General features: G+C 41.7%; 16 protein-coding genes, 2 tRNA genes, 3 rRNA genes and 1 pseudogene. 7 read left to right on the plus strand and 15 right to left on the minus strand.

What is annotated here, in order from left to right; all coding sequences use genetic code 11:
• The first annotated feature begins 284 nt into the window (after nt 1–284).
• Nucleotides 285–1,325: a TauD/TfdA family dioxygenase gene (locus MST17_RS15865; protein WP_180027328.1), complete on the plus strand. Its 1,041-nt coding sequence runs from the start codon at nt 285–287 to the stop codon at nt 1,323–1,325.
• A 92-nt stretch (nt 1,326–1,417) separates the two neighbouring features.
• On the opposite strand, the gene MST17_RS15870 is transcribed toward MST17_RS15865, so the two are convergent.
• The 3 genes from MST17_RS15870 to MST17_RS15880 all read right to left on the minus strand — a co-directional run bounded on the left by MST17_RS15870 (nt 1,418) and on the right by MST17_RS15880 (nt 4,254).
• On the minus strand, nt 1,418–2,593 hold the full coding sequence (locus MST17_RS15870) for a PQQ-dependent sugar dehydrogenase (protein WP_373685454.1): 1,176 nt from the start codon (nt 2,591–2,593) through the stop codon (nt 1,418–1,420).
• 381 nt (nt 2,594–2,974) lie between these two features.
• Nucleotides 2,975–3,286 carry an ankyrin repeat domain-containing protein gene (locus tag MST17_RS15875; RefSeq protein ID WP_180027327.1) on the minus strand — a complete coding sequence of 104 codons (312 nt, stop codon included), beginning with the start codon at nt 3,284–3,286 and terminating at the stop codon, nt 2,975–2,977.
• A gap of 17 nt (nt 3,287–3,303) precedes the next feature.
• Nucleotides 3,304–4,254: a hypothetical protein gene (locus tag MST17_RS15880; RefSeq protein WP_180027326.1), complete on the minus strand. Its 951-nt coding sequence runs from the start codon at nt 4,252–4,254 to the stop codon at nt 3,304–3,306.
• A gap of 130 nt (nt 4,255–4,384) precedes the next feature.
• On the opposite strand from MST17_RS15880, the gene MST17_RS15885 reads away from it, so the two are divergent.
• On the plus strand, nt 4,385–5,689 hold the full coding sequence (locus tag MST17_RS15885; protein ID WP_180027325.1) for an IS4 family transposase: 1,305 nt from the start codon (nt 4,385–4,387) through the stop codon (nt 5,687–5,689).
• 50 nt (nt 5,690–5,739) lie between these two features.
• Here MST17_RS15885 and MST17_RS15890 read toward each other — a convergent pair whose 3' ends face one another.
• From MST17_RS15890 to MST17_RS15920, 7 genes are all read right to left on the minus strand, one after another.
• A complete protein-coding gene (locus MST17_RS15890) occupies nt 5,740–7,089 on the minus strand; it encodes an MFS transporter (RefSeq protein WP_180005638.1) in 1,350 nt (449 codons plus the stop codon).
• A 407-nt stretch (nt 7,090–7,496) separates the two neighbouring features.
• On the minus strand, nt 7,497–8,048 hold the full coding sequence (locus tag MST17_RS15895) for a DUF4256 domain-containing protein (RefSeq protein WP_180027324.1): 552 nt from the start codon (nt 8,046–8,048) through the stop codon (nt 7,497–7,499).
• A 233-nt stretch (nt 8,049–8,281) separates the two neighbouring features.
• Nucleotides 8,282–8,396 (minus strand): 5S ribosomal RNA (rrf, locus tag MST17_RS15900).
• 196 nt (nt 8,397–8,592) lie between these two features.
• A 23S ribosomal RNA gene (locus MST17_RS15905) occupies nt 8,593–11,486 on the minus strand.
• A 414-nt stretch (nt 11,487–11,900) separates the two neighbouring features.
• A tRNA-Ala gene (locus MST17_RS15910) sits at nt 11,901–11,976 on the minus strand.
• 74 nt (nt 11,977–12,050) lie between these two features.
• Nucleotides 12,051–12,127, minus strand: a tRNA-Ile gene (locus tag MST17_RS15915).
• Between the two features lie 61 nt (nt 12,128–12,188).
• Nucleotides 12,189–13,726 (minus strand): 16S ribosomal RNA (locus MST17_RS15920).
• Together the 16S, 23S and 5S rRNA genes with 2 tRNA genes alongside form the textbook arrangement of a ribosomal RNA operon.
• A 457-nt stretch (nt 13,727–14,183) precedes the next feature.
• Here MST17_RS15920 and MST17_RS15925 point away from each other — a divergent pair.
• Nucleotides 14,184–15,274 (plus strand): annotated as a pseudogene (locus MST17_RS15925) (IS4-like element ISAba33 family transposase).
• Nucleotides 15,275–15,694: 420 nt separating this feature from the next.
• Here the strand turns inward: MST17_RS15925 and MST17_RS15930 are convergent.
• Nucleotides 15,695–17,314 carry an oleate hydratase gene (locus MST17_RS15930; RefSeq protein WP_180027353.1) on the minus strand — a complete coding sequence of 540 codons (1,620 nt, stop codon included), beginning with the start codon at nt 17,312–17,314 and terminating at the stop codon, nt 15,695–15,697.
• 281 nt (nt 17,315–17,595) lie between these two features.
• On the opposite strand from MST17_RS15930, the gene MST17_RS15935 reads away from it, so the two are divergent.
• Nucleotides 17,596–18,354 (plus strand): IS5 family transposase, encoded by a 759-nt coding sequence (locus MST17_RS15935; RefSeq protein ID WP_180027354.1) that lies wholly within the window; start codon nt 17,596–17,598, stop codon nt 18,352–18,354.
• 28 nt (nt 18,355–18,382) lie between these two features.
• On the opposite strand, the gene MST17_RS15940 is transcribed toward MST17_RS15935, so the two are convergent.
• Both MST17_RS15940 and MST17_RS15945 read right to left on the minus strand, forming a co-directional pair.
• Nucleotides 18,383–19,354 (minus strand): IS30 family transposase, encoded by a 972-nt coding sequence (locus MST17_RS15940; RefSeq protein ID WP_180005633.1) that lies wholly within the window; start codon nt 19,352–19,354, stop codon nt 18,383–18,385.
• Between the two features lie 124 nt (nt 19,355–19,478).
• Nucleotides 19,479–21,467 (minus strand): oleate hydratase, encoded by a 1,989-nt coding sequence (locus MST17_RS15945; protein WP_180005632.1) that lies wholly within the window; start codon nt 21,465–21,467, stop codon nt 19,479–19,481.
• A gap of 207 nt (nt 21,468–21,674) precedes the next feature.
• On the opposite strand from MST17_RS15945, the gene MST17_RS15950 reads away from it, so the two are divergent.
• Both MST17_RS15950 and MST17_RS15955 read left to right on the plus strand, forming a co-directional pair.
• Nucleotides 21,675–22,380, plus strand: a protein-coding gene (locus MST17_RS15950) for an IS5 family transposase (protein WP_180082630.1) whose coding sequence is annotated in 2 segments (ribosomal slippage) — nt 21,675–21,884 and nt 21,886–22,380 — 705 coding nt in all. Because the reading frame shifts where the segments join, the coding sequence is not laid out codon by codon here.
• Nucleotides 22,381–22,477: 97 nt separating this feature from the next.
• Nucleotides 22,478–23,568 (plus strand): IS4-like element ISAba33 family transposase gene (locus MST17_RS15955; protein WP_180082632.1). Its coding sequence is split into 2 segments (ribosomal slippage): nt 22,478–23,018 and nt 23,018–23,568, totalling 1,092 coding nucleotides; the frame shifts between segments, so codons are not numbered across the junction.
• A 244-nt stretch (nt 23,569–23,812) separates the two neighbouring features.
• Here the strand turns inward: MST17_RS15955 and MST17_RS15960 are convergent.
• Entirely contained in the window at nt 23,813–24,085 is a 273-nt protein-coding gene (locus MST17_RS15960; RefSeq protein ID WP_111886092.1) for a hypothetical protein, read from the minus strand.
• 225 nt (nt 24,086–24,310) lie between these two features.
• Here MST17_RS15960 and MST17_RS15965 point away from each other — a divergent pair, with 225 nt between their 5' ends.
• Nucleotides 24,311–24,952: a YitT family protein gene (locus MST17_RS15965; RefSeq protein ID WP_180027342.1), complete on the plus strand. Its 642-nt coding sequence runs from the start codon at nt 24,311–24,313 to the stop codon at nt 24,950–24,952.
• A gap of 497 nt (nt 24,953–25,449) precedes the next feature.
• Here the strand turns inward: MST17_RS15965 and tyrS are convergent, their stop codons facing one another.
• Nucleotides 25,450–26,682: a tyrosine--tRNA ligase gene (gene tyrS, locus MST17_RS15970; RefSeq protein WP_171262600.1), complete on the minus strand. Its 1,233-nt coding sequence runs from the start codon at nt 26,680–26,682 to the stop codon at nt 25,450–25,452.
• Nucleotides 26,683–26,745 lie beyond the last annotated feature (63 nt).

The raw sequence follows: 26,745 nt of genomic DNA on the forward strand, positions 1-26,745 counted from the left end.
CGCTGATCGGTATGACAGGAGTCATATCTTTAGAATGAATCTAAAAAGCCCTCGATAGGATGTCGAGGGCTTTTTTCATGTCGTCATTCATTCAGCGATCACACTCTATTCGTCGAAAAATCGCAATTTATCAACAATACTTACATCGCAACAGTAAAACTGTACTTATAATCGGCAGAGATTTTAGACAGAATAACGGCTGCGAGTTCAGCAGCTCGAACTGTCAGCGCTTAGGGATTAGGCGACAACAATAAAAATTGAATTAAAAAATTAGAGAATGACCTATGCAATTGCAACAGCAACAACTGAATAGTTTTACCCGCATTTTTCATGCCGCTCCAGAACACAATAGCCCGCAAGATCTTGCACAATATATTGGCGCGCATCGACAAGAGCTTTTACAACAAATCCATGAAAATGGCATCTTGCTGTTCCGTGGTTTTAACATCGAGCAACCCGAACAATTTAACCAACTGATTGAACAATATTTTCAGTTTACGCCATGGAATGCATTTAACCCCAACATGCCCAGCTGGGTTGCATCTTGGATGCGAAAATACAGCGAGAAATTGCTCGGCGCAGGCGACTACCGTCGTTATATCGATCGCAACACAGTGCAATTGGGTCCAGTCGAAAACTCGGTACAAGGCCCACATGTTGAAGGTGGCGTGCGCTCAGAACGCTCGCGTTATATCGCCTTATTTTGTCAGGAACCTTCGACGTATTTGGCAGAAACAGGATTTAATAACTTAGAGCAGATTTGGGAGAATTTTCCGAAACATCTACAGGAAAAATATCTTGGTGCATGGAACCATTTTTCTTATGTCTCGGCGCGCGAGGTGGGGCTATTTGACCGATTATTGCTGAAAAAGAGCCCGTTTAGTCTAGAGATTCGACAAGATAAAAAAGCCAAACTGACCTTGCAGCGTTCGCCACTGGTGATTCATCACCCCGATACGAAAAAGCAAGTGATTCAGCCGTGGGCTTTTGCTAATAATACCAATCCATTTGCCCATCAGGCGGCCAAAAATTGCTTTGAAAATCGCGGGGAGATTGAAATCGATTCGACAGCGGACGGCATGCAACTGACTTGGGAAATTTACACGCCAGAAGGTCAACAAATTGAATGGAACGATGCCGAAAAGCAGCAATTTTTTGATGCGATGTATAAAGATGCCCTGCTTTTACAGTGGCATAAAGGCGATGTTGCTATTGTCGATAATATTAAAATTGCGCATTGGCGGATGAATGGAGAACAAGGAAATCGTAAACTGATTCAAATTCAAGCCAATGCATTTAATGCCGATGAGCACTATGCGGCTTAGCTGACGTATTTAAAATTCGTGCAGGCCTGTATGTGAGAAGCCCCGTAGGGGCTTTTTTTTATTTTTTGAATTTTTTGTTTATTTTTTAGCCACTATTTCGGCTCAATTTTGAATAACCATGCTTTTTCACCGTCTTCAATCCCCCAAATGGCGCCATCTTTGGCCTCAATCAAGCCACGGACCCGCTGTTTCATGTCGATGCGCTGGATTTCTGTTACTGGTTGATGTGCTGTGTCTACAATCACGATTGCTTGAGACGACAATCCGCCAATCAGCGCTTTATTTTTCCACAGGGGGAACTTTTGCCCTTGGTAAAACATCAAACTTGACGGTGAAATCACCGGTGTCCAACTGATGGCAGGCGCTTCAAATTCAGGCCGTGTATGATGATCAGGAATCGGCTGATCATCATAATGATCGCCATTCGACACATGTGGATAGCCATAGTTTTTCGCACGCTGCACAAGATTTAACTCATCACCGCCTTTCGGGCCCATTTCGGCCACCCACAGCTGCTGTTTTGCATCAAATGCCATGCCTAAAGGGTTACGGTGCCCGAAGCTCCAGACTTGCTTTGCAACCTCGCCTTGAGTCTGAAATGGATTATCTGCTGCAGGTGTTCCATCACTATTTAAGCGCAGTACTTTACCCAAATTTGACTGCAGATCTTGTGCAGGATCAAACTTCTGACGTTCGCCCGAACTCACCCATAATTTTCCATCTGCACCAAACTGCATACGGTGTGAATAATGGCCTTGACCTTCTACTTTTGGAATTTGCCTCCAAATGATTTTTCGCTGTTTTAAACTTGGCACAGCTTCATTGAGGTTTAATGTGGCTTTTTCGATGACAGCGCCAAAACCGCCCTGTCCTGCTTCTGCATAGCTCAGATATATCTGATGATTTTTTTCAAACTGCGGATCGAGTGCAATATCACCTAATCCACCTTGTCCACCATAGGCAACTTTGGGAAGGTTTTTCACCTGTATTTTCTGCTGGTTTTGAGGATTAAAGATAATTAGCTGACCTTTTCTTTCAGTCAGCAATATACGGCCGTCTGAGAGCGGCTGGATGGCCCAAGGCTCATTAAATTGAGCGATTTTTTGTATTTTAAAGCGCTTTTCTTGCTGGATTTGTGCCGATTTTTGAGCTTGGCTTGGTGTTTGATCTTGTGCTGTAGTTGTGGTGTTTTCCGCATGGCATGCGGCTGTCATCAGGATGCCAACGATGAGGCTAGGCGTTCGAAAATATTGTAAGCATTGTTTCATTTACTGTTCCCTTCCCTTTTATAATCATTTGATTCTAATCAATTAATCAGATGATTTTTCTTTGGAAAGGTAACAGAATAATTTTGTACGTTTTGGCTTACATGACATGCAGAAAATTGCGGCTTTCCAAGTTTATGAAACAGGCCTAATCTACAGTTATCAGGAGACAGGAAGTTTCCGAAACATAAAACAATAACAATAAGTTTCTGCATCAGGACGTGAGATATGACAAGGAGTTGTATCTAGAACACGAAATACGAAGAAAACCCCGACAGGATGTCGGGGTTTTCTTTTTCTATCTATTGATTATTTACGACCCTTTAAAAAAATCCCCCAGATTCAGCTGGAGGATTTCACGATCATGATTTTCCGCGATCGAACTTAGAGACTTTTCAAATAAGCCACAACATCATCATGACCTGCCATTTCTGCAAGTTCTAAAGCGGTATATTGGGTTTTGTGCTTTACATCTGCACCTTTGACTACCAATAGCTTCACTACGTCTAAATAGCCGTTTTCTGCGGCTGCATGCAGTGCGCTGTAGCCTTCTTCATCGGCAGAGTTTACGTCTATGCCATTTGCCAAAGATTTATCGACTTCAGCCAGTTCACCTAAAGATGCCCAGTACACCAGTTCAGGCAGATGGAGTTCTTCATCGTCTTCAGGGATTGGGGAGAAAGAGTTGAGTTTCATTAATTATATACCTGCTTTTAATTAATTTTTCCTGATGATGCTATAGATTCTAATAAATCTAAATTAAGACTACAGTTAAAATTAGCAATTAAAAATTTCTCTAAAGCTATACATAAATCATAGTATTGTTTTGTTTGATAATCTTCAGTTATATGCATGGATGTTAATAAAAACATGGCAGCAATACGATTATGAATATCCACTAAATATGTTTCTGTAGTACATGAAATTGAACTTACTACCTTTTCAAATACCACATAGAAATAATACATAAGGTAAGGCAATCTACTATACATAAAGTCATATAAAGTTTTTTTAGCCTCAACTCCTGCAAAAATAAAATTTACATTCATATTTTCTGTTTTAATTGCTTTATGTTCAGTAAATAAATGCATAGCCTGATTACAACAACCAGCAAAACTATCCTCATTAGTCTTATCATATCTTAAAGATGCAATATAATTAGCATCTAAAATAGAATTTAAATCCCCTAGAATTTCGTAAATTTTTTTCTGATGGCCCTCCACACCACCAGCATTTTTCGGTCTAAGCCGTAAAGGATCACTCTCAAAAATTTTAATAAAATCAGATTTTAGTAATAACATTTCTTCAAATAAATATAAATTTTCTTGTATAGGTTTTCTAAGTAATAAGTATGCAACCGTTGTCTTCCCAGTTTCCATTGCTTTTAAAACTTCGTATATACAATGCAACATATCTGATAAAACTGCAGGTATAAGTGTCTTTTTAATAGCTATCTCATACTCATTATTTCTTTTCTTATTTTTTAACCAATCTAAAATATGTCCTTCAAAGTTACCTAAATCTTTTTTTTCTTCATCATCTAAATCAAAAACAGATGTAAAAATATTTTTTTCTTCACCACTTTTTAAGAATTCAACTATTACATCATGTATGAAAAAGCAAAGTCTATGTGATTCTAAATACTTACTATCTAAAGCATTCATACTTAATTATTAAACTTATTAAAATACCTAATATATAATAAAAAAGCCCCCTTTCGGTAATGCCAGTCAGTTAAGCAAATTTTAGTAAAATGTAGTAAAAATGAGTGTATGTAAATACGCTCATTTTTTTATGTCTTTATCTGAACATTTAGAATCCACTCTTGAACATTCTCTCCCATCACTCAACCATTTTTGTGAACTTATTGATTTAAATTGGATTGAAACAAGCCTGCATCAAACAGGTAAGGCATCAATCAGAAGGAGAAAATTACCTGCTGAGCATGTGGTTTGGCTTGTTATTGGGCTTGCCTTGTTTCGAAATCAACCCATCAGCTATGTTGTAGAGCAATTAAACCTCGTGTTTGGTACAACAGAATATTGTGTTCCTAGTGCAGCAGTCCAAGCACGACAACGTTTAGGACAAGAGCCTTTAAGTACCTTATTCTCTCTGCTCAGCCAAGCATGGTTTGATGAAACACAGCAACAATATTTAAGCTTTCAAGGACTTAGTATATGTGCTGTTGATGGGGTGGTTTGGTCTATGCCGCTGACCGAAGAGAACTTTAATCATTTTGGCTCATCTAAAGGTAAAACTGCTGTAGCACCTTACCCACAAGTGAGAGCCACGTGCCTAGTCAATACCAATACCCATGAAATCATAGATGCCCAAATAGGCAGTATGGATCAGGGTGAACTCACATTAGCAAATCAATTATCTCCACCAGCACAAAGTATTACATTATTTGATCGAGCTTATTTCTCTGCTGATTTTCTAATAGGGTGGCAAACACGTGCAGAATCAAGTCATTGGCTGATGCGAGCAAAAGATAATTTACGTTATGAAATTATTAAACGGAATTCCCCACATGATTTTCATATCAGGATGCCAATATCACCTAGAGCCAAGAAGCTTAACCCAACGTTAGGGGATTATTGGGAGGCACGTTTGATTGAAGTTGAGCAGGCAGGAAAAATCAGACGTTACATTACTTCATTATTAGATTCAAAGACATACCCACTTATAGCCTTGGCAAAGTTATATGCTCAGCGTTGGGAAATTGAAATGTGTTACCGAGAAATTAAAAGCAATTTGCAGAAAGGTAAGCTCTTAAGAAGCAAGCAACCAGACTTAATTTATCAAGAATTATGGGGTGTCTTGATTGCCTATAATGTTCTGAGACGACAAATGAAACATATGGCTCAACGAGCTAAAGTAAGTCCTTTGAGAATCAGTTTTCATATTGCATCTATTGCCCTTCTTAATTTACTCAGATTCGACTCTTTGGCTTCTGCAGGTAATCTCCCCAAACATCTGGAAAGTTTAATGGAGAAATCTAATCGGTATGTTATACCTGAGAGAAGAGTGAGGAGTTATCCAAGGGTTGTAAAAGGAAAACCTCAAAAATACCCAAGAAAAAGCCAGTCAATCTCTTAACTGACTGGCATTACCCCTTTCGGAGGCTTTTCTTTTTAAAGAATCACAACTTAAGCTTTGGCTGTAGATGCTTCTTTAACATCAATCTTATCACTGTCATTTTCATGCATAATCAACGCAACCGCGATTGCAGTGATCAGTACAGGTAAACCTACCGCCATAAAGTTGAAATGAGCAGGTAAGTTCATACCAAGCAAACCACCGATCAGAATCGGCCCTACAATCGCGCCCATACGACCAATCGCAGAAGACCAACCAATACCTGTCGAACGTACAGCAAGTGGGTAATACTGCGCCACATAGCTGTACAACAGCATTTGCGAACCAATAGATGCAGCACCTGCCAAGAACACCAAGATGTATAGCAAGAACTGATTTGACTGGAAGCCCATCAAGCTCATCACAATCGCCCCCATCATACCCAAAACCATCAGCACAGGTTTTAAATGGAAACGGTCAGCCAAAATACCACCGCCAACAATACCCACAACTGCGCCAACGTTCATGACCATCATGAACATCAAGCTGTTATCCATAGAATAACCGGCTGCCATCATCAGTTTTGGTAACCAGCTGCTTAGCGCATACATGGTCAATAGGCACGTAAAGAACGCCACCCAAAACAGCAATGTATTTACGGCACGACCACGGCGGAACAAACTCACCACGTTAGCAGCTTCAGGTACATTTTCTTGCGGTAAAGTGAACACTGTATTTTCAGTCACTTTCACTTCAGGCGCTAAGCGCTTCACGATACTGCGGGCTTTTTCCTGTTTGTTTTCTTTCACCATAAATGCCAAAGATTCAGGTAAGAATTTCCAAATCACAGGTAAAAGGAAAAGTGGAATACCTGCAATAAAGAACATGATTTGCCAACCAAAGTCAGGGGTGAACCATGAACCTAAAAGTGCCGCCATCACACCACCGACTGCATAACCACTAAACATCGTCGTTACCAGTGTGCTACGCATCTTCTGCGGCGCGTATTCAGACGTTAAAGCCACAAGGTTAGGCATGACACCGCCAATCCCTAAACCAGCCAAGAAACGCAAAATACCAAATTCTGTTGGATTCGACGCAAAACCACCGGCAAAGGTCAAACCACTAAATAAAACGATACAGATCATGATGACTTTTTTACGGCCAATCTTATCTGCTAAAGAACCAAAGAACATGGCACCAAACATCATGCCTGCGAGCGCAGTACTAGCAAGCATCCCCGCTTGCATTGCACTTAAGCCCCAGTCTTGCATCAATAATGGTAAAACCACGCCATTAATCGCTAAATCGTAGCCATCAAATAAAATAATCAATAAGCACCAAGCCACTACATTGAAGTGGAACGGGGTAAATTTAGCCTTATCGACTACAGAATTTATGTCTATTTTTTCCGTTGTCATCGTTCTCATCTCCCATGAGTACTTGTCCATAACATTCATTGAATTTTTAAGTAAAATTCAACAGCCACGGAATATACGGAACAGTGTTTTCTAGGGATATTAGACGTATGTTTAATAAATCTAGTCTCTTATAAGTACATGTTAATTGTGTTATTTTTCATGCTTTAGTTTAATTATTAAACATTATCAATATATGATTATTTAACTTCTTTTTTTAAATAATAATGTCCTTGTTTTTAGGTCTAATTCTTCTATTCTTTCATTCAACTTCAGAACGACACACCATCATTTATTTCTATCTTTAGTTTAGAAAAATTTTAAATGTCTAAAAAACAAACGAAAATATATCTTTAGAAAAGTTCGTTTGAACACTCTAGATTGTTTTAAATACCTTGATAGCACTGAGATTAAGCAATCACCAGCTTACAGCGAAATCCACGAGACGCATAATATGACTGTGCGCCATTATGGTAGCTAAATACATGATCATAACGTCGGTCACAAAACAGTGCCCCGCCCTTTTGCCGAATATCCGCTGGCGTTACGATCCAACTCGAAGTCTTTAAATCGAAATGAAAAACTTGCTGTATCGCTCGATAGTCTTCTTCCGTCAGTAGCTCAGCACCAATGTCTCGAACCATGTCTATAACATTATTTTTGGGAGGATGATCCTTCCGATTCTCCAAGGCATCACGGTCATAGCACAAGTTTCTTCTAAACTTTGGCGACTCTAAGCTGCAATCATAAAATATCAGGTCATTAGATTGCTGATTCAGCATCACAATATCTGGCTCACCGCCTGTTTTTTCCATTTCGATTAAAATTTGTAGTTTTGAGGGCTGTGCTATCAATTGTTTTTTAACATCATCCCAAAGTAATTCTGGATGACGCTGCATATTTTCCTCAAAGCGTTGCTGCAATATCTCTAAAATAGAGACTTCATCAAGATCTTGGAGCATATGTATATCCTATTGTTTTTATACCTTGGAGACTGAACTTCACTATAAAGAATATAGGCTCACCTTGATGTAAATTTTTAGCGTTGTTTAGCCTTATTCTTTTTAAATATCTCTCGTTTTCCTATTTTTGTGCTTTAGCTTTTTCTACTTTTATAACGTTCTTTTCCTTTTTTCTTTTTTCCGCATGCATAAAAAAACACCCCCTGACGTATCAGGGGGTGTTTCGAATAAAGAGCTGGCGATGACTTACTCTCACATGGGTAACCCCACACTACCATCAGCGCTAAGAGGTTTCACTTCTGAGTTCGGGAAGGGATCAGGTGGTTCACTCTTGCTATTGTCGCCAGCACAACTGTTATGGATACTTGCTTAGTCTAATCTCAGAGCAGTGCTCTTCGTGCTAAGTTTTCTACCAAATGAGTTATTAACAGAAGTACTTGAGTTAATTTAAGGTGTTCATTTTATCTAGCTTTTCAACTAAATCAAGTTTGATTGATTATATGTGAATCAATTGATGCTTTACATACAACTGTTTGGGTGTTGTATAGTCAAGCCTCACGAGCAATTAGTATTGGTCAGCTTCATGCGTCACCGCACTTCCACATCCAACCTATCAACGTCGTAGTCTTCAACGGCTCTTTAGTGGACATAAAGTCCAAGGGAAATCTTATCTTGAGGTAGGCTTCCCGCTTAGATGCTTTCAGCGGTTATCCCTTCCGAACATAGCTACCCGGCGATGCGACTGGCGTCACAACCGGTACACCAGAGGTTCGTCCACTCTGGTCCTCTCGTACTAGGAGCAGATCCTCTCAAATTTCCAGCGCCCACGGTAGATAGGGACCGAACTGTCTCACGACGTTCTAAACCCAGCTCGCGTACCTCTTTAAATGGCGAACAGCCATACCCTTGGGACCTGCTTCAGCCCCAGGATGAGATGAGCCGACATCGAGGTGCCAAACACCGCCGTCGATATGAACTCTTGGGCGGTATCAGCCTGTTATCCCCAGAGTACCTTTTATCCGTTGAGCGATGGCCCTTCCATACAGAACCACCGGATCACTAAGACCTACTTTCGTACCTGCTCGACTTGTGGGTCTCGCAGTTAAGCGCGCTTTTGCCTTTATACTCTACGCGTGATTTCCGACCACGCTGAGCGCACCTTCGTACTCCTCCGTTACTCTTTAGGAGGAGACCGCCCCAGTCAAACTACCCACCAGACATGGTCCTCGTCCCGGATAACGGGACAGAGTTAGAACCTCAATATTACCAGGGTGGTATTTCAAGATTGGCTCCACCGAAACTAGCGTCTCGGTTTCAAAGCCTCCCACCTATCCTACACAAGTAAGATCAAAGTTCAATGTCAAGCTGCAGTAAAGGTTCACGGGGTCTTTCCGTCTAGCCGCGGGTACACCGCATCTTCACGGCGAATTCGATTTCACTGAGCCTCTGCTGGAGACAGCGCCCCCATCATTATGCCATTCGTGCAGGTCGGAACTTACCCGACAAGGAATTTCGCTACCTTAGGACCGTTATAGTTACGGCCGCCGTTTACTGGGGCTTCGATCAAGAGCTTCGCTTACGCTAACCCCATCAATTAACCTTCCAGCACCGGGCAGGCATCACACCCTATACGTCCACTTTCGTGTTTGCAGAGTGCTATGTTTTTAATAAACAGTTGCAGGGGCCTGGTTTCTGTGGCTGCTCTCAGCTCAGGAAGCAAGTTCCATCACCAAAAGCAGCGTACCTTCTCCCGAAGTTACGGTACCATTTTGCCTAGTTCCTTCAGCAGAGTTCTCTCAAGCGCTTTGGTCTACTCGACCTGACCACCTGTGTCGGTTTCGGGTACGATTCCAGTGTAACTGAAGCTTAGAGACTTTTCCTGGAAGTATGGTATCAGCCACTTCACTGTACAAGTACAGCTTGCTGTCAGATCTCAGCATAGAGTACCCCGGATTTGCCTAAGATACATGCCTACTTCCTTTCACCTGGACAACCAACGCCAGGCTGACTTAACCTTCTCCGTCCTCTCATCGCATTACACTGAAGTATTGGAATATTAACCAATTTCCCATCGACTACGCCTCTCGGCCTCGCCTTAGGGGTCGACTCACCCAGCCCCGATTAACGTTGGACTGGAACCCTTGGTCTTTCAGCGAACGGGTTTTTCACCCGTTTTGTCGTTACTCACGTCAGCATTCGCACTTCTGATACCTCCAGCAGACTTCTCAATCCACCTTCATCGGCTTACAGAACGCTCCCCTACCACTTACACTAATGTGTAAATCCGCAGCTTCGGCATATAGTTTTAGCCCCGTTACATCTTCCGCGCAGGCCGACTCGACTAGTGAGCTATTACGCTTTCTTTAAAGGGTGGCTGCTTCTAAGCCAACCTCCTAGCTGTCTATGCCTTCCCACATCGTTTCCCACTTAACTATAATTTTGGGGCCTTAGCTGGCGGTCTGGATTGTTTTCCTCTTGACTACGGACGTTAGCACCCGCAGTCTGTCTCCCGGATAGTACTCATTGGTATTCGGAGTTTGCATCGGTTTGGTAAGTCGGGATGACCCCCTAGCCGAAACAGTGCTCTACCCCCAATGGTATTCGTCCGAGGCGCTACCTAAATAGCTTTCGGGGAGAACCAGCTATCACCGAGTTTGATTAGCCTTTCACCCCTATCCACAAGTCATCCCCTGGCTTTTCAACGACAGTGGGTTCGGTCCTCCAGTTAGTGTTACCCAACCTTCAACCTGCTCATGGATAGATCACCCGGTTTCGGGTCTACACCCAGCAACTAAACGCCCTATTAAGACTCGATTTCTCTACGGCTCCCCTAATCGGTTAACCTTGCTACTGAATGTAAGTCGCTGACCCATTATACAAAAGGTACGCAGTCACCAAACAAGTTGGCTCCCACTGCTTGTATGCATGCGGTTTCAGGATCTATTTCACTCCCCTCACAGGGGTTCTTTTCGCCTTTCCCTCACGGTACTGGTTCACTATCGGTCAGTCAGGAGTATTTAGCCTTGGAGGATGGTCCCCCCATATTCAGACAAGGTTTCACGTGCCTCGCCCTACTCGACATCATTATCTAAGCCCTTTCGCGTACAGGACTATCACCTACTATGGTCGCACTTCCCAGAGCGTTCCACTAAAGCTTAGATAACTTAATGGGCTTTTCCCCGTTCGCTCGCCGCTACTGAGGGAATCTCAATTGATTTCTTTTCCTAAGGGTACTGAGATGTTTCACTTCCCCTCGTTCGCCTCATAAACCTATGTATTCAGTTTATGATACCCGCCTTATAGCGGGTGGGTTTCCCCATTCAGAAATCTCCGGATCACAGGATATTTGCCGCCTCCCCGGAGCTTATCGCAGGCTATTACGTCTTTCATCGCCTCTGACTGCCAAGGCATCCACCACATGCACTTAATTACTTGACTATACAACCCCAAACAGTCGTTTGATCCTACAAGTAGATCAACCAACATTACAGTTTAGAGCTTCGTGAACTTAATCACTGTACAGCTTCAATTAGATTCATATACCAAAACGCTTGATTCAGTTAATTTCGCTAGTAACTCATTTCATTCAACTTTCACAATTGCTTGTTAGGTTAAATCAAACGAGTATGAACAAATTATTTCAACTCAAATATATTCTGTTAATGATTTTTCCAGCCTTCGTCAGGTCAGGAAACTGTGATAAATCACAGAGCTTAATAACAATGAAGCGAATCATACGCCACTTTGTTGCTAAGCTCTATAACCTAAGCACTTGATCGCTTAAAGACTAAACTAACAGCCAACTGACTGTTCATTTATTAACTTGTCTTTTATACATCGCTTTGCGATGTATGGTGGAGACTAGGAGAGTCGAACTCCTGACCTCCTGCGTGCAAAGCAGGCGCTCTACCAACTAAGCTAAGTCCCCAGCTTATCAATAAGTCAATGTTTCTGTTTTTCTGTTTGCTTCCGTATTTTATTCAAATACTTCGTTAGTCAGAATGGTGGGTCTGACAAGACTTGAACTTGTGACCCCACGCTTATCAAGCGTGTGCTCTAACCAACTGAGCTACAGACCCTCAGATACATCGTCATGAAGAACAACTTGTTGTGGATTCTTACCAATCGTCAATCTTTCGTTAAGGAGGTGATCCAGCCGCAGGTTCCCCTACGGCTACCTTGTTACGACTTCACCCCAGTCATCGGCCACACCGTGGTAAGCGTCCTCCTTACGGTTAGACTACCTACTTCTGGTGCAACAAACTCCCATGGTGTGACGGGCGGTGTGTACAAGGCCCGGGAACGTATTCACCGCGGCATTCTGATCCGCGATTACTAGCGATTCCGACTTCATGGAGTCGAGTTGCAGACTCCAATCCGGACTACGATCGGCTTTTTGAGATTAGCATCTCCTCGCGGAGTAGCAACCCTTTGTACCGACCATTGTAGCACGTGTGTAGCCCTGGTCGTAAGGGCCATGATGACTTGACGTCGTCCCCGCCTTCCTCCAGTTTGTCACTGGCAGTATCCTTAAAGTTCCCGGCTTAACCCGATGGCAAATAAGGAAAAGGGTTGCGCTCGTTGCGGGACTTAACCCAACATCTCACGACACGAGCTGACGACAGCCATGCAGCACCTGTATGTAAGTTCCCGAAGGCACCAATCCATCTCTGGAAAGTTCTTACTATGTCAAGACCAGGTAAGGTTCTTCGCGTTGCATCGAATTAAACCACATGCTCCACCGCTTGTGCGGGCCCCCGTCAATTCATTTGAGTTTTAGTCTTGCGACCGTACTCCCCAGGCGGTCTACTTATCGCGTTAGCTGCGCCACTAAAGCCTCAAAGGCCCCAACGGCTAGTAGACATCGTTTACGGCATGGACTACCAGGGTATCTAATCCTGTTTGCTCCCCATGCTTTCGTGCCTCAGCGTCAGTATTAGGCCAGATGGCTGCCTTCGCCATCGGTATTCCTCCAGATCTCTACGCATTTCACCGCTACACCTGGAATTCTACCATCCTCTCCCATACTCTAGCTTCCCAGTATCGAATGCAATTCCCAAGTTAAGCTCGGGGATTTCACATCCGACTTAAAAAGCCGCCTACGCACGCTTTACGCCCAGTAAATCCGATTAACGCTCGCACCCTCTGTATTACCGCGGCTGCTGGCACAGAGTTAGCCGGTGCTTATTCTGCGAGTAACGTCCACTATCCTTAGGTATTAACTAAGGTAGCCTCCTCCTCGCTTAAAGTGCTTTACAACCAAAAGGCCTTCTTCACACACGCGGCATGGCTGGATCAGGGTTCCCCCCATTGTCCAATATTCCCCACTGCTGCCTCCCGTAGGAGTCTGGGCCGTGTCTCAGTCCCAGTGTGGCGGATCATCCTCTCAGACCCGCTACAGATCGTCGCCTTGGTAGGCCTTTACCCCACCAACTAGCTAATCCGACTTAGGCTCATCTATTAGCGCAAGGTCCGAAGATCCCCTGCTTTCTCCCGTAGGACGTATGCGGTATTAGCATCCCTTTCGAAATGTTGTCCCCCACTAATAGGCAGATTCCTAAGCATTACTCACCCGTCCGCCGCTAGGTCCAGTAGCAAGCTACCTTCCCCCGCTCGACTTGCATGTGTTAAGCCTGCCGCCAGCGTTCAATCTGAGCCATGATCAAACTCTTCAGTTTAAAATCAATAGTACATATAGTGTACCAATCTTGGCTCATCAATTACTGACAAAAATTTGCTCAAATAAACTTCGAGTAATTTCTACCATTAATCAATGAAAATAATTTCGATCGATCAATCAGTAAAAATCCACACAAGTTGTTCTTCATAATCTCTTAATGATCTTTCTAACATCTCGTCAATGCTAGAAGCTGGACTTCGATAAACCTAACAACTCAACGCTTCGCGTTTCGTTCGTTTCCGTCTATCTCGTCGGTATGGGGTGCATTCTAGAGCATTTCAGAATCATTGCAACCCCCAATTCACTATATTTTTCACGTATGTATTTTTTATAAGCGTTTTTGCTAAAAAAATTGCACTTTTACCTATTTTTTAAGCATTTTTTCTTTGTACACGACAAAAAAAGATAACTCATTGAAATAATGGCATAGTACTTGTTTTCTGACGACGAATATGATGATACATTTCAATGAGTTACATCTCATCTTAAACAAATATCTAAAGTGGAACAAGTCACATGCAAAATGTTTTACACTGATTATGCTTGCATTAATTGTAAAACAGACATGTAATCTTTCTTCTGCATCTAAAGCCTTACCCATCAAGTGCTTACCACAATCATTTTATCGACGTATACAACGCTTCTTTGCAGATCAGTATTTCGATTATCGTCAAATTTCTCAGTTAATTTTCAATATATTTTCATTCGATAAAGTCCAATTAACTTTGGATAGAACTAATTGGAAATAGGGAAAACGAGATATTAATATCTTGATGTTAGCCATCGTCTATCGTGGAATAGCGATACCTATTGTTTGGACATTGCTCAATAAACGTGGAAATTCAGATACAAAAGAGCGTATTGCTTTGATTCAACGCTTTATCTCCATTTTTGGTAAAGATCGTATTGTGAATGTGTTTGCAGACAGAGAATTTATCGGTGAGAAATGGTTTACATAGTTAATTGAAAATGACATTAACTTCTGTATACGTGTTAAAAAAACTTTATTGTGACCAATCACTTAGCCAAGAATCATAAAATTAGTGATTTATTTCGTCATCTTCAAGTTGGTCAAACTGAATGTCGTAAACGACGTATTTGGGTTGGTCGAGTGAAACTGTATATTAGTGCGCTACGATTAGAAGATGGAGAACTTTTACTTGTTGTTTCTCCTATGTTTAATGCTTCTGCTATTCGTGATTATGCATTACGCTGGGAAATCGAAACGTTATTTAGTTGTCTCAAAGGACGTGGATTCAATCTTGAAAATACTCGTTTAACAGACCCTAGACGAGTCAAGAAATTGATAGCAGTGCTAGCTATCGGTTTCTGTTGGTGCTATTTAACAGGTGAATGGCAACATGATCGGAAAAAAGCGATAAAAATAAAGAAGCATGGACGACTTTCAGTAAGTTTATTTCGCTACGGTTTGGACTATGTTCAAATGGCTATTCTACGTTTGATTGGTTTTGGAAAAAAAGAAGAATTTAAGAAAGTGCTAGCAATTTTAAGAAAGAAAAAGCCTGATAGGACAAGGATCCTATGAAATTTGTCGTGTACAGAGGTAATTTTTATGAAATCTAAAATCATGAGAAAAAGATAGAAAAGCACTTAGTCAGTTTCGGAGTATTATTTAAAACGTGGAGATGTTTTTCCTATGTTGATTAGTCAATTTATTTACGAATGAGGTATAAAGTTTTATCTAATTTTTCTTTTTATCCAATTTAAAATTAGGTGCGTACACGGCCTCAACTTTCAATAAAGTATAAAAGGTGTTTGTGTAGGCAATACCCTTACTTTTGATAAGCCAAAAGAAAGCAAAAGCCTTTGTTACCCATACATAACATCCCTATTATGATGGATAACGTGTGGCATCCCTGCCACACTCGTGTATCCAAACGTTGCTTAAATTAAACTATGTAATAGTGGCGACATAAAGGTGCTCTTATCGCTATATATTAAAAACTTAGTGGAACACTGTTTCTAAAGCTTTTAAACCCACTTTGGGATCAAGTAGACCGTTGTAAATTTCAGGGATTTCACGTTCCACCCCAAAAAATTCATAAATGGCAAGCATCGCCCCACGAACTGAATATTCCACAGTAAAGACCACGTCATCTTCAATTTCCACAAACTGTCCAAGGAAAGCAAAGTTTTGTGAGCCTTGTGGAATTACCTGTGGACGATCCCCCGGTTTACGGCAGGCGAATAGGGCAGAGGCGTATGGCATCATGGCGGTAGTAACATCAGTCGTTGCCAAAACATGATCTAAAATGTCGTCAAAACCGAGCTGTTTAATCAGTTCTGTTAGGATTTCTTGCCCCGTGGCTTCGGACATTGGTTTTTTGATGTAATCGCCTATATGGTCAATTTGGAAACCGTAGCCCCATAAGGTATATAAACCTTCAGGTAAGTCGGCAAAGTGTGGCTGTGCAGGAACCACGATGGATAAATGCCAACCCGACTCATACCAAGTCATGAGTGCGCCTGTGCCTGGTTCATTGCCTGTATAGTCAATAATACGTTTAAGTAGCACGTCATCTTTCATGGTCAGAGTGAAAGACTCCCACTTATGTTCATCGACATTGCCATAAAAAGTCATTGGACGGCCAAAGTCTGGGGCTTTTTGTGCCAGCGTTTCCCAAAGCGTCCAGCCATGATCTTCTCGATGACGAATAAGGGCAGGCACGTCATGATTACCGCCATAACGTGAGTCTGCTGTAATAGAGCCTAAAGTGAAAATAGCTAAATCATTGGCTTTCAGATTAATTTGCTCTGAGCCTTCAGGCAATTGTACATATAGGCGTGAAGCGTAGCGTTCTTGAGTTTCAGCATTGGTAATGAAGTCTGCATCTGTGACATAGTGTCCAAAACGCACATCGACGCCTTGTGCGACTAACCAACGCTGTAGGGGCAGAATCATCGAGTCATATTGGTTGTACTTGGTACGTTTCACACCCGCTAAGGTATGAATGCGTGGCAATTCTTGAATAAAACGCAAGAAATAGCGTCTTAACTCTGCTGCACTGTGCCATTTTTGAAAAGCGAAAGTCGTGCGCCACATGCGCCAGAAATTGGTTTCAAAAAAGGTTTCATCAAAAAACTCATCAATGCGGCGACTGCCAATTTTTTCTTCTTTTGAAGCTAATAGGCGCAGCATCTGTGCACGATGTAGCGTATTCAGACCAAGCTTTGCTGCATCCGCAATGACATGTTCGGCATCAATCAACCGTGCATTGCCGTGGGTTTTCACTTTTTCATTAAACTCACGACATTCTTCACGCACCGAAATGTCTGGATTTTCCAAAGATGGAATACTGGAAAATAAGTCCCATAGGCACAAATAAGTTTCATCGGTCAGCATTCGCCCACCACGTGTTACCCAAGCTTGCGCGGCATGCGGTGTATGTCCACCATCCATCGAACCACCTGAAATATCGAGTTCTTCTAAAATATGGATATTTTTGGCAGGGACTTTGGCATCACGGATTGCAAATGCAGCAGCAGCCATACCTGCGATACCACCACCAATAATCCAAAGATGGGACTGTTGCGCGTCTAATGGGGTGCGCTTCTTATTTTGCATGGTTCACCTTTAATTATGATGTTAAAAATTATGAAGTAAAAAAATTGGTTTAGAAAAACCTTAAAAATAGTATGTCTTTTTATATATGAAAAATGTATGAAATGGGAAGCAATCCCCTCATTATATTTTGTAATCAAAAATAGACGTATGATGGCTATTTTTAATACACATTTGTCTTTTTATTAGAGGCTGTTGATCTTTGAGTGAAAATTAAACGGCATAGCAACAAGGTATAATGGTTTCGCCAAAAATCAAAAATACCACCGAGAACGGACGTTGCTATGCCAAGAACAATGTTAACAGATAAAGCCTGGAAAGCCCTAAAGCAAATCCTCAAAGAAACGGGGCGTGTTTATAATAAGTACGAACACAGGAACACGCTTGAAGGCATTCTGTATCGGATGCGCACTGGAATTCAATGGCGAGATCTGCCTGAAAAATTTGGCCGTTGGAACACTGTTTTTAGACGTTTTAACCTCTGGTCAAAGAAGGGGGTATTTCAAAAACTATTTCAAAGCATATCGTCTGAGAATGACCCTGAATGGCTATTTATTGATGGAAGTATCGTGAAGGCGCATCAGGATAGCAGCGGAGCAGCCAGTGGTGCAGACGAAGCTATAGGAAAAAGTCGGGGTGGCAATTCGACAAAAATTCATCTTGCTGTTGATAGCGGTGGTCTTCCCGTTTACTTCGAAATCTCGGGTGGGCAAGTACATGACATCGCCCATGCGCAGAGTTTGATAGCAGAAGCCCCAAAATCAAGCCATGTCACTGCCGATAAGGGCTACGATAGTGATAGTTTACGAGCATTTATTGAAGCTCAAGGTTGCGTGGTCAATATTCCGAGAAAAGAGAACAGCAAAACTGGGAATGGTCATATGGACTGGTGTCTTTATAAGTACCGGCACTTGGTAGAGAACGCCTTTTTAAAGATTAAAAAATATCGGGCTATAGCTACTCGCTACGACAAACTGGCAAGAAACTACGCCAGTAATGTCGCATTAGCCTTTGTCATGGTATGGCTGCCAATGCATTGCTGAATGATATTTGAGCAAAGATCAACAGCCTCTAATAACTGCAACACTCGCTCATAGCCTGTTGCAATTGCTCTTTAAAAATTATGTCTGGCTGAATAAACCCCAGAGTTTTCCTGGGCCGTAAATTCAAGCGTTGCTGATATTTAGTCATCAGCTCGTTAGTTACAGTGCGCAAATCAGTACCTTTTGGCACGTATTGACGCAATAACCCGTTCGCATTTTCGTTCGCACCGCGCTGATACGAAGCATACGGATCAGCAAAATAAACGTCTGTATCAAGCTCTTCTGCGATACGTTCGTGATCAGCGAATTCCAAACCATTATCGGCTGTAATGCTGTGCACCATAACTTTAAAGGGCTGCAGCATTTCTATAGTTGCGTTAGCAACGGCATCAGCATGTTTACTTGTGACTTTTTTCACAAGATAAAAACGGCTTTTACGCTCTAACAGCGTGACGATAGCACCGGTTCCACGTTTGCCGATAACGGTGTCGATTTCCCAGTCGCCGTAGCGTTCTCGGTCATCAATAATTGCTGGCCGGTCGTGTATCGAGCGACGGCCTAAAATCCGACCTCGTTGCTTATGCAGGCGCTTTTTATAGCGTCTTAACCGGTGGCGAAGGTGAGTAAATAAACCACCGCCGCCGTAAAAATCAGCCAGAACATAATTGTAAATCCACTCGTGACTGACTGGATAGCCTATTCGCGTGCAGATAGCCGATATCTGCTCCGGGCTCCAGTCCATCTCGAGCATAAGCTCTACAGCGTTGCGAGTATTCTCGCAAACCCGTTTGGGCTTTGGCTTTAAACGCCGTTTTAGTGTGCGCTCTTGAGCCAATTGAGGGTCATAAGACCCGCATAAATTGTTGTTTCGTCGCAACTCTCGATGGACGGTTGAGGGTGCAATGTTCAGCTTTCTTGCAATCTCTCGTTGTGAAAATTCTTCTGAGAGCAACGCAGAAATCTGGTATCGTTGCCCCTCGGTCAGCTGCCGATAACTCATGTTGGAACTCACTTTTTTTGGTCGAAAAGTAAGACTACCACATGTGGGTAGCTGACCTCCTTCCGACCTATCCCATTACATGAGTGTTGCGGTTATTATCTGAATTCAGGCAAAACCTAACCTACTATTTATCTTTGCTCGAAAAATTCTCCCTCAGCGAGTTAACCCAGCTTGAGAATTTATGTATTGAGTCACCGCCTTTACCAAGCAGTTCCCTTAGCTCTTCTTCGAAGTGCGTTTGCTTTTTCTCCTCCGGTTCGGGCAGCGGCGGCAGTATGTGGGCAAAGTAGGTTTTGTCGAGTAAGCGGTGCAGCATACGCTCGCCAATAAAAGGCTTATTGCTATTGAGCGCTCTGGCACCTTTTATGATGTTACGAATGTCGTATTGTGTCGGGCTTATATCAGGCACCTGTTTGGGAATATTCAGCAGTTTATACACACCAATACGGGCGGTGCGAATAGAGGCTTCCATGGTGAATATTATGTCATTGCGAGTTTCTACAAATTGTCCCACTAAGCCTAAATTCGTGCAGCCTTCAGGAACTACTCTGGGCCTGTCGCCTGCAGCTCTGGGCATAAACTGAGCTGTAATATAAGGCATAAGCGCAATGCGTATTTTGGTGTTGGCTATAACCTCATCTAACTGGTCTTCAATACCCAGATGATGGCAAAGCTCGGTCAGAATTTCTTTACCGGTGCATTCTGGCATGGTTTTGTTTACACGGTTGCCTTGCTTATCCATCAACAGGCCATAAACCCACAACACCAATGTGTCATCTGGCTGGTCGGGGAAGTGGGGTTGGCGATTACAGGTAACACTTAACAGCCAGTTGGAGTCAGTAAAAGTCACTATGCCGCCGGTTACGGTTCGACCGGAGTATGGGTCGTTTACTGATAAGGTTTTCAGTTTATCGACAAGGGGTGAGGGCTTGCAGGTAAGGGTGGCCGACTCCCATATAGACTTGTCTACGTCACCATAAAATTTTTCTGGCTTACCGAAAACGGGAGACTTCTTGGCGAGGTTCTTCCATAAGTTCCAGCCACTTTCGCTACCCGGGTCATGCCTTTCACAGTTAAGCTCCGGCGCATTATCCATACCGGCATAACCCGTCTGTTCAGTCATTGAGCCGGTGAGGGCGAACACTAAATCATTCTTGCCAACTTCAATATATTGCTCTTTACCTTTAATAACGGCCTGAATTCCGGTTACTGTCTTTTTGTCTCCGGTAAAGCTTATATCAAGGTCATCGACTCTGGCTTCAAAGGTAAATTTCACTCCTTTTTCACGCAAAAAGTCGGTCAGTGGCTTTATAAAGGTGTCGTACTGATTGTATTTAGGGAAAAGCAGAACAGACATGTCACCAAAGCCGTCAATTGAGTCCAGAAAACGATGCAAATAGAGCTTGGTTTCCAACAGGCTGTGGCAGTTTTTAAAAGCAAACATAGTACGGAATAAAAACCAGAAGTTGCTTTGTAAAAAGCCTTCACTGAAATATTCCTCAATGCTCGTGTCGTCTAACTCTTCCTTTCGTTTCAGCATTAAGCGGATAAGTTCCCATTGCTGAGATTTACTCAGTCCTAGGTCTTCTGAGTCAAGGATCTCGCCGGACTTGTTAATTAAACGGGCCTTAGAGTAATTTGGGTCGTTGTCGTTTATCATTCGGTATTCATCGAGAACAGAATACCCTTCGGGAAGTTCAAGGGCGGGAATGTCCTGGAATAGATCCCAGAGGGTGTCGTAGTTCCAGTTCATTTCACGACCACCGCGAATGATGTAACCGTCTTCAGGGTTACCCGCACCATCCATAGAGCCGCCTTCTACCCTCATTTCTTCTAAAATAGTGATATTTTCGGCGGGCATATGACCATCGCGAATTAAATAAAATGCAGCGGCAAGTCCTCCGACACCGCCACCAATTATCCAGGCTTTACGCTTTTCGATTCCCGGAGTTGGTAAGGTTTTATGACGCGAGTAGGGCGATATAAAATCACCCGGCGGCAAAGTGTTAAGCGGTTTATGGCACCAAAAACCACCTGTTGCGTCAGGCTCATGTTCAAAACCCTCTGGTGCGGTTGCCGAGATATCAAATTTCGCAATTGTCTTTTTAGCCATTACGGATTCCTTCCCTTACTGAATAGAAGTACTTGCTGTTCTAGCTGATACCCTTAATGGTATTGCGAACGGCACTTTCAGTATAGTCGGCACCAAGCCTAGATTCAACTAGAGGCTGTTGATCTTTGAGTGAAAATTAAACGGCATAGCAACAAGGTATAATGGTTTCGCCAAAAATCAAAAATACCACCGAGAACGGACGTTGCTATGCCAAGAACAATGTTAACAGATAAAGCCTGGAAAGCCCTAAAGCAAATCCTCAAAGAAACGGGGCGTGTTTATAATAAGTACGAACACAGGAACACGCTTGAAGGCATTCTGTATCGGATGCGCACTGGAATTCAATGGCGAGATCTGCCTGAAAAATTTGGCCGTTGGAACACTGTTTTTAGACGTTTTAACCTCTGGTCAAAGAAGGGGGGTATTTCAAAAACTATTTCAAAGCATATCGTCTGAGAATGACCCTGAATGGCTATTTATTGATGGAAGTATCGTGAAGGCGCATCAGGATAGCAGCGGAGCAGCCAGTGGTGCAGACGAAGCTATAGGAAAAAGTCGGGGTGGCAATTCGACAAAAATTCATCTTGCTGTTGATAGCGGTGGTCTTCCCGTTTACTTCGAAATCTCGGGTGGGCAAGTACATGACATCGCCCATGCGCAGAGTTTGATAGCAGAAGCCCCAAAATCAAGCCATGTCACTGCCGATAAGGGCTACGATAGTGATAGTTTACGAGCATTTATTGAAGCTCAAGGTTGCGTGGCCAATATTCCGAGAAAAGAGAACAGCAAAACTGGGAATGGTCATATGGACTGGTGCCTTTATAAGTACCGGCACTTGGTAGAGAACGCCTTTTTAAAGATTAAAAAATATCGGGCTATAGCTACTCGCTACGACAAACTGGCAAGAAACTAGGCTTTTTATTTATCATTAAAAAATATCTTTGTACACGACAAAAAAAGATAACTCATTGAAATAATGGCATAATACTTGTTTTCTGACGACGAATATGATGACACATTTCAATGAGTTACATCTCATCTTAAACAAATATCTAAAGTGGAACAAGTCACATGCAAAATGTTTTACACTGATTATGCCTGCATTAATTGTAAAACAGACATGTAATCTTTCTTCTGCATCTAAAGCCTTATCCATCAAGTGCTTACCACAATCATTTTATCGACGTATACAACGCTTCTTTGCAGATCAGTATTTCGATTATCGTCAAATTTCTCAGTTAATTTTCAATATATTTTCATTCGATAAAGTCCAATTAACTTTGGATAGAACTAATTGGAAATGGGGAAAACGAGATATTAATATCTTGATGTTAGCCATCGTCTATCGTGGAATAGCGATACCTATTGTTTGGACATTGCTCAATAAACGTGGAAATTCAGATACAAAAGAGCGTATTGCTTTGATTCAACGCTTTATCTCCATTTTTGGTAAAGATCGTATTGTGAATGTGTTTGCAGACAGAGAATTTATCGGTGAGAAATGGTTTACATGGTTAATTGAAAATGACATTAACTTCTGTATACGTGTTAAAAAAACTTTATTGTGACCAATCACTTAGCCAAGAATCATAAAATTAGTGATTTATTTCGTCATCTTCAAGTTAGTCAAACTGAATGTCGTAAACGACGTATTTGGGTTGGTCGAGTGAAACTTTATATTAGTGCGCTACGATTAGAAGATGGAGAGCTTTTACTTGTTGTTTCTCCTATGTTTAATGCTTCTGCTATTCGTGATTATGCATTACGCTGGGAAATCGAAACGTTATTTAGTTGTCTCAAAGGACGTGGATTCAATCTTGAAAATACTCGTTTAACAGACCCTAGACGAGTCAAGAAATTGATAGCAGTGCTAGCTATCAGTTTCTGTTGGTGCTATTTAACAGGTGAATGGCAACATGATCGGAAAAAAGCGATAAAAATAAAGAAGCATGGACGACTTTCAGTAAGTTTATTTCGCTACGGTTTGGACTATGTTCAAATGGCTATTCTACGTTTGATTGGTTTTGGAAAAAAAGAAGAATTTAAGAAAGTGCTAGCAATTTTAAGAAAGAAAAAGCCTGATAGGACAAGGATCCTATGAAATTTGTCGTGTACAGAGGCATTTTTTATAAATTTTTAGCAAATAGTCGATATTTAATTAAGTAAATTTCTTATATCTAGCAAATCTTTTTCAGCGCTTTTAAATCTAATAAAAGTAGCTTTGATTATTTATTGATCATTAGTCTACTTTTCTTCCTCAAAGCACATCATTTTTTTCTGTCATCACACCTATTCAAGCTTTATAGACATTTTTTTGCGTGCATTTTTATATTTCCAAGCATTTTTTAACGTTCAAATGCTAAATGTTGCATGACTTCCAAGATGACTTGTTGCTTTCCACGGAAATCCTCGGCAGAAAATAGCAGCTTGGCACGTCGAGGGAGTTGTTCTCGTACCAATGCAAATAGTTGGTACTGTGCTGCGATATCCAAATCATGTAATTGTTGCTGCGCCTCACAAAATAATGCTCGCTTATACTGTGTGGTTTGGTGATCAAATAAATATCTCAAGATTCGATCAATCTGTTCATCATGATTATCGGTATTGTAATACGCCATGTTGTTGCTCTTTTTTGATTTTTGACCATTGTTCCATAAGGCCTGTTTTTGCAAAAATCATTTTAATTACATGCTTAGTCATTTTTGCTGATAAAAATACAGCCTATTTTATTTGAATAATCACTATTAACGATCACAGTCATAAAAAGCCACTATTTTTGGGCTTTAGACGCATAGAGCGCAGGCTGCGTTTTACGTACACTCTTTTTATTTTTTAGGTGCAGGATGCCAACACAGTTTTTTCCACGCTTATTCTTACTATTAAGCGGATTAGGATTATTGGCTTTTGGTGTCGTACTCTCTATACATTCAAATTTAGGGACATCCCCTATTTCCTCGGTGCCCTACAGCTTTAGCTATATCTTTCCACTCACCGTCGGCACATTAACGGTATTAATGCACATCGTCATGATACTGTTGCAAATGCTGATCTTAAAATCACGCTTTCAGTGGATACAGTGGTTGCAATTACCTGTGGGAATCTTATTTGGTGCATTTATTGACGGTTTAATGTGGCTGACCCAAGGCTGGAGCATAGAAAGTTACCCACTTCAAATCTTGGCCTGCTTGGCAAGTTGCCTGATTACCGCTTTAGGTGTGAGCTTAGTGGTCAAAGCCAGTCTAGTCCTCTTGGCCGCAGAAGGCCTCTATCAAGCCATTGCTGTTCGTTATCGCCTTGATTTTGGCAACTGTAAAACCTATGGCGACATCCTCTTGGTCAGTATTGCAGTTATCAGTAGCGGGCTAGTCTTACATCAAGTCATCGGAGTCCGTGAAGGCACCATTATTACCGCACTTTTAGTCGGGACTTTAGTCAAGCGGATCTTACCTAAATTAAGCTTCATTCAATTTGGCTCTAAGCCCTAAAACAAAACTCCATGAACATCGGTCTTAGTAGAGAGACATTTTAAAGCTCGATTGAATCGGGCTTTTTTTCTGGCGCGATTAAAATCTTTAATACAGAAATGAGTGTGATTTTTGAAAGGAATAGCTCAATTTTACAAATAAAAAAGGGAAAGATCTCTCCCAAAATCTTTCCCTTAGAATTGAATCTTTAGTCGATCCATCGTGTAGTTATTATAGTTATTTGTTAACTCACTAAAAAAAGAGTCCCTTGGGGAAGAGACTTATAAAAAGTGGAGTTATCGTTATGTACCCTCTAGATGGTATATATATATCTCTAGATGAATAAATCTTATACATAAAATTCAAGAAATGCAACACATTTGGCAAAATTTAAGTGTTGTTTTTATAAGGTTTTTTTTGAATTTGCTTATTTATATTATTAATATATTAATTGGTAAAAAAAAGCAGACCTAAGCCTGCTTTTAATTCAATAACTTAACTAAAAATTCAAGAATTTATTAGTCGGTAAAAGTTACTTTTGCGATCGCTTTTTTGCTCGCTTGGATGATCAAAGTTTTGTTTTCTGACACAGCATAACCTGCATCAACCACTTCCCAATCCACTTTCACTGCACCACGACCAATCGCATCTTTTGCTTGAGCAGCATTTTTAGTCAAACCCGCTTCACGCAAAATAGAAGTAATGAAAATCTCACCACCAAATGCGCCACGAGAAATAGTCACTTCTGGTGTACCTTCTGGAAGTTCACCTTCAGTAATCAAGTTACCTGCGCCTTTGTGCGCATTTGCCGCAGCTTCTGCGCCATGGAAACGCTCAACCAATTCAAGTGCAAGAATTTTCTTCACTTCTTGTGGGTTACGACCTTCAGCCACTTCTTTGAGCAACTGTTGAATTTCTTCAATCGATTTAAAGCTCAATAAGTCAAAGTAACGTTCGATCAAATCATCTGGCATTGACAGCACTTTTTGGTACATCGCACCCGGTGCATCAAATACAGCAATATAGTTACCCAAAGATTTAGACATTTTATTTACGCCGTCTAAACCTTCAAGAATTGGCACAGTAATGCACACTTGAGACTCTTGGTCATAACGGCTTTGTAATGTACGACCCATCAGCAAGTTAAAGGTTTGGTCTGTACCACCCAACTCTACATCCGCTTCTAGCGCAACTGAGTCATAACCTTGCACCAATGGATATAAAAACTCGTGAATCGCAATCGGTTGATGGCTGTTATAACGTTTAGTGAAGTCATCACGTTCCAACATACGTGCCACAGTTTGCTGTGAAGCCAACTGAATCAAGTCAGCAGCAGTTTTTTGACCAAACCACTCTGAGTTGAACACAACTTTAGTTTTCGCAGGGTCAAGAATCTTAAACACTTGTTCTTGATAAGTTTTCGCATTTTCTAAAACTTTTTCACGTGACAACGGTGGACGTGTAGCGCTCTTACCCGTTGGGTCACCGATCATGGCTGTATAGTCACCAATCAGGAAGTAAACTTCATGACCTAAATCTTGGAAAACTTTTAATTTATTAATCAGAACCGTATGACCTAAATGTAAATCAGGTGCAGTCGGGTCAAAACCCGCTTTAATTTTTAATGGGCGATTCTGCTTTAATTTCTTAAGAAGATCTTCTTCAGAAATAATCTCATGTGTGCCTCGTTGGATGAGGGCAAGTTGTTCTTCAGCCGGCAGGAAATTTGACATCACAAAATCCAAATAGATCAGTTATACAATTTGTGCGATATACTAACACTTTTTCAGCACATTGCAGGCTTAAGAATCATC

The organism is Acinetobacter sp. YH16056_T, from assembly GCF_024605895.1.
In the GTDB taxonomy this organism is placed as follows: Bacteria; Pseudomonadota; Gammaproteobacteria; order Pseudomonadales; family Moraxellaceae; genus Acinetobacter; species Acinetobacter amyesii.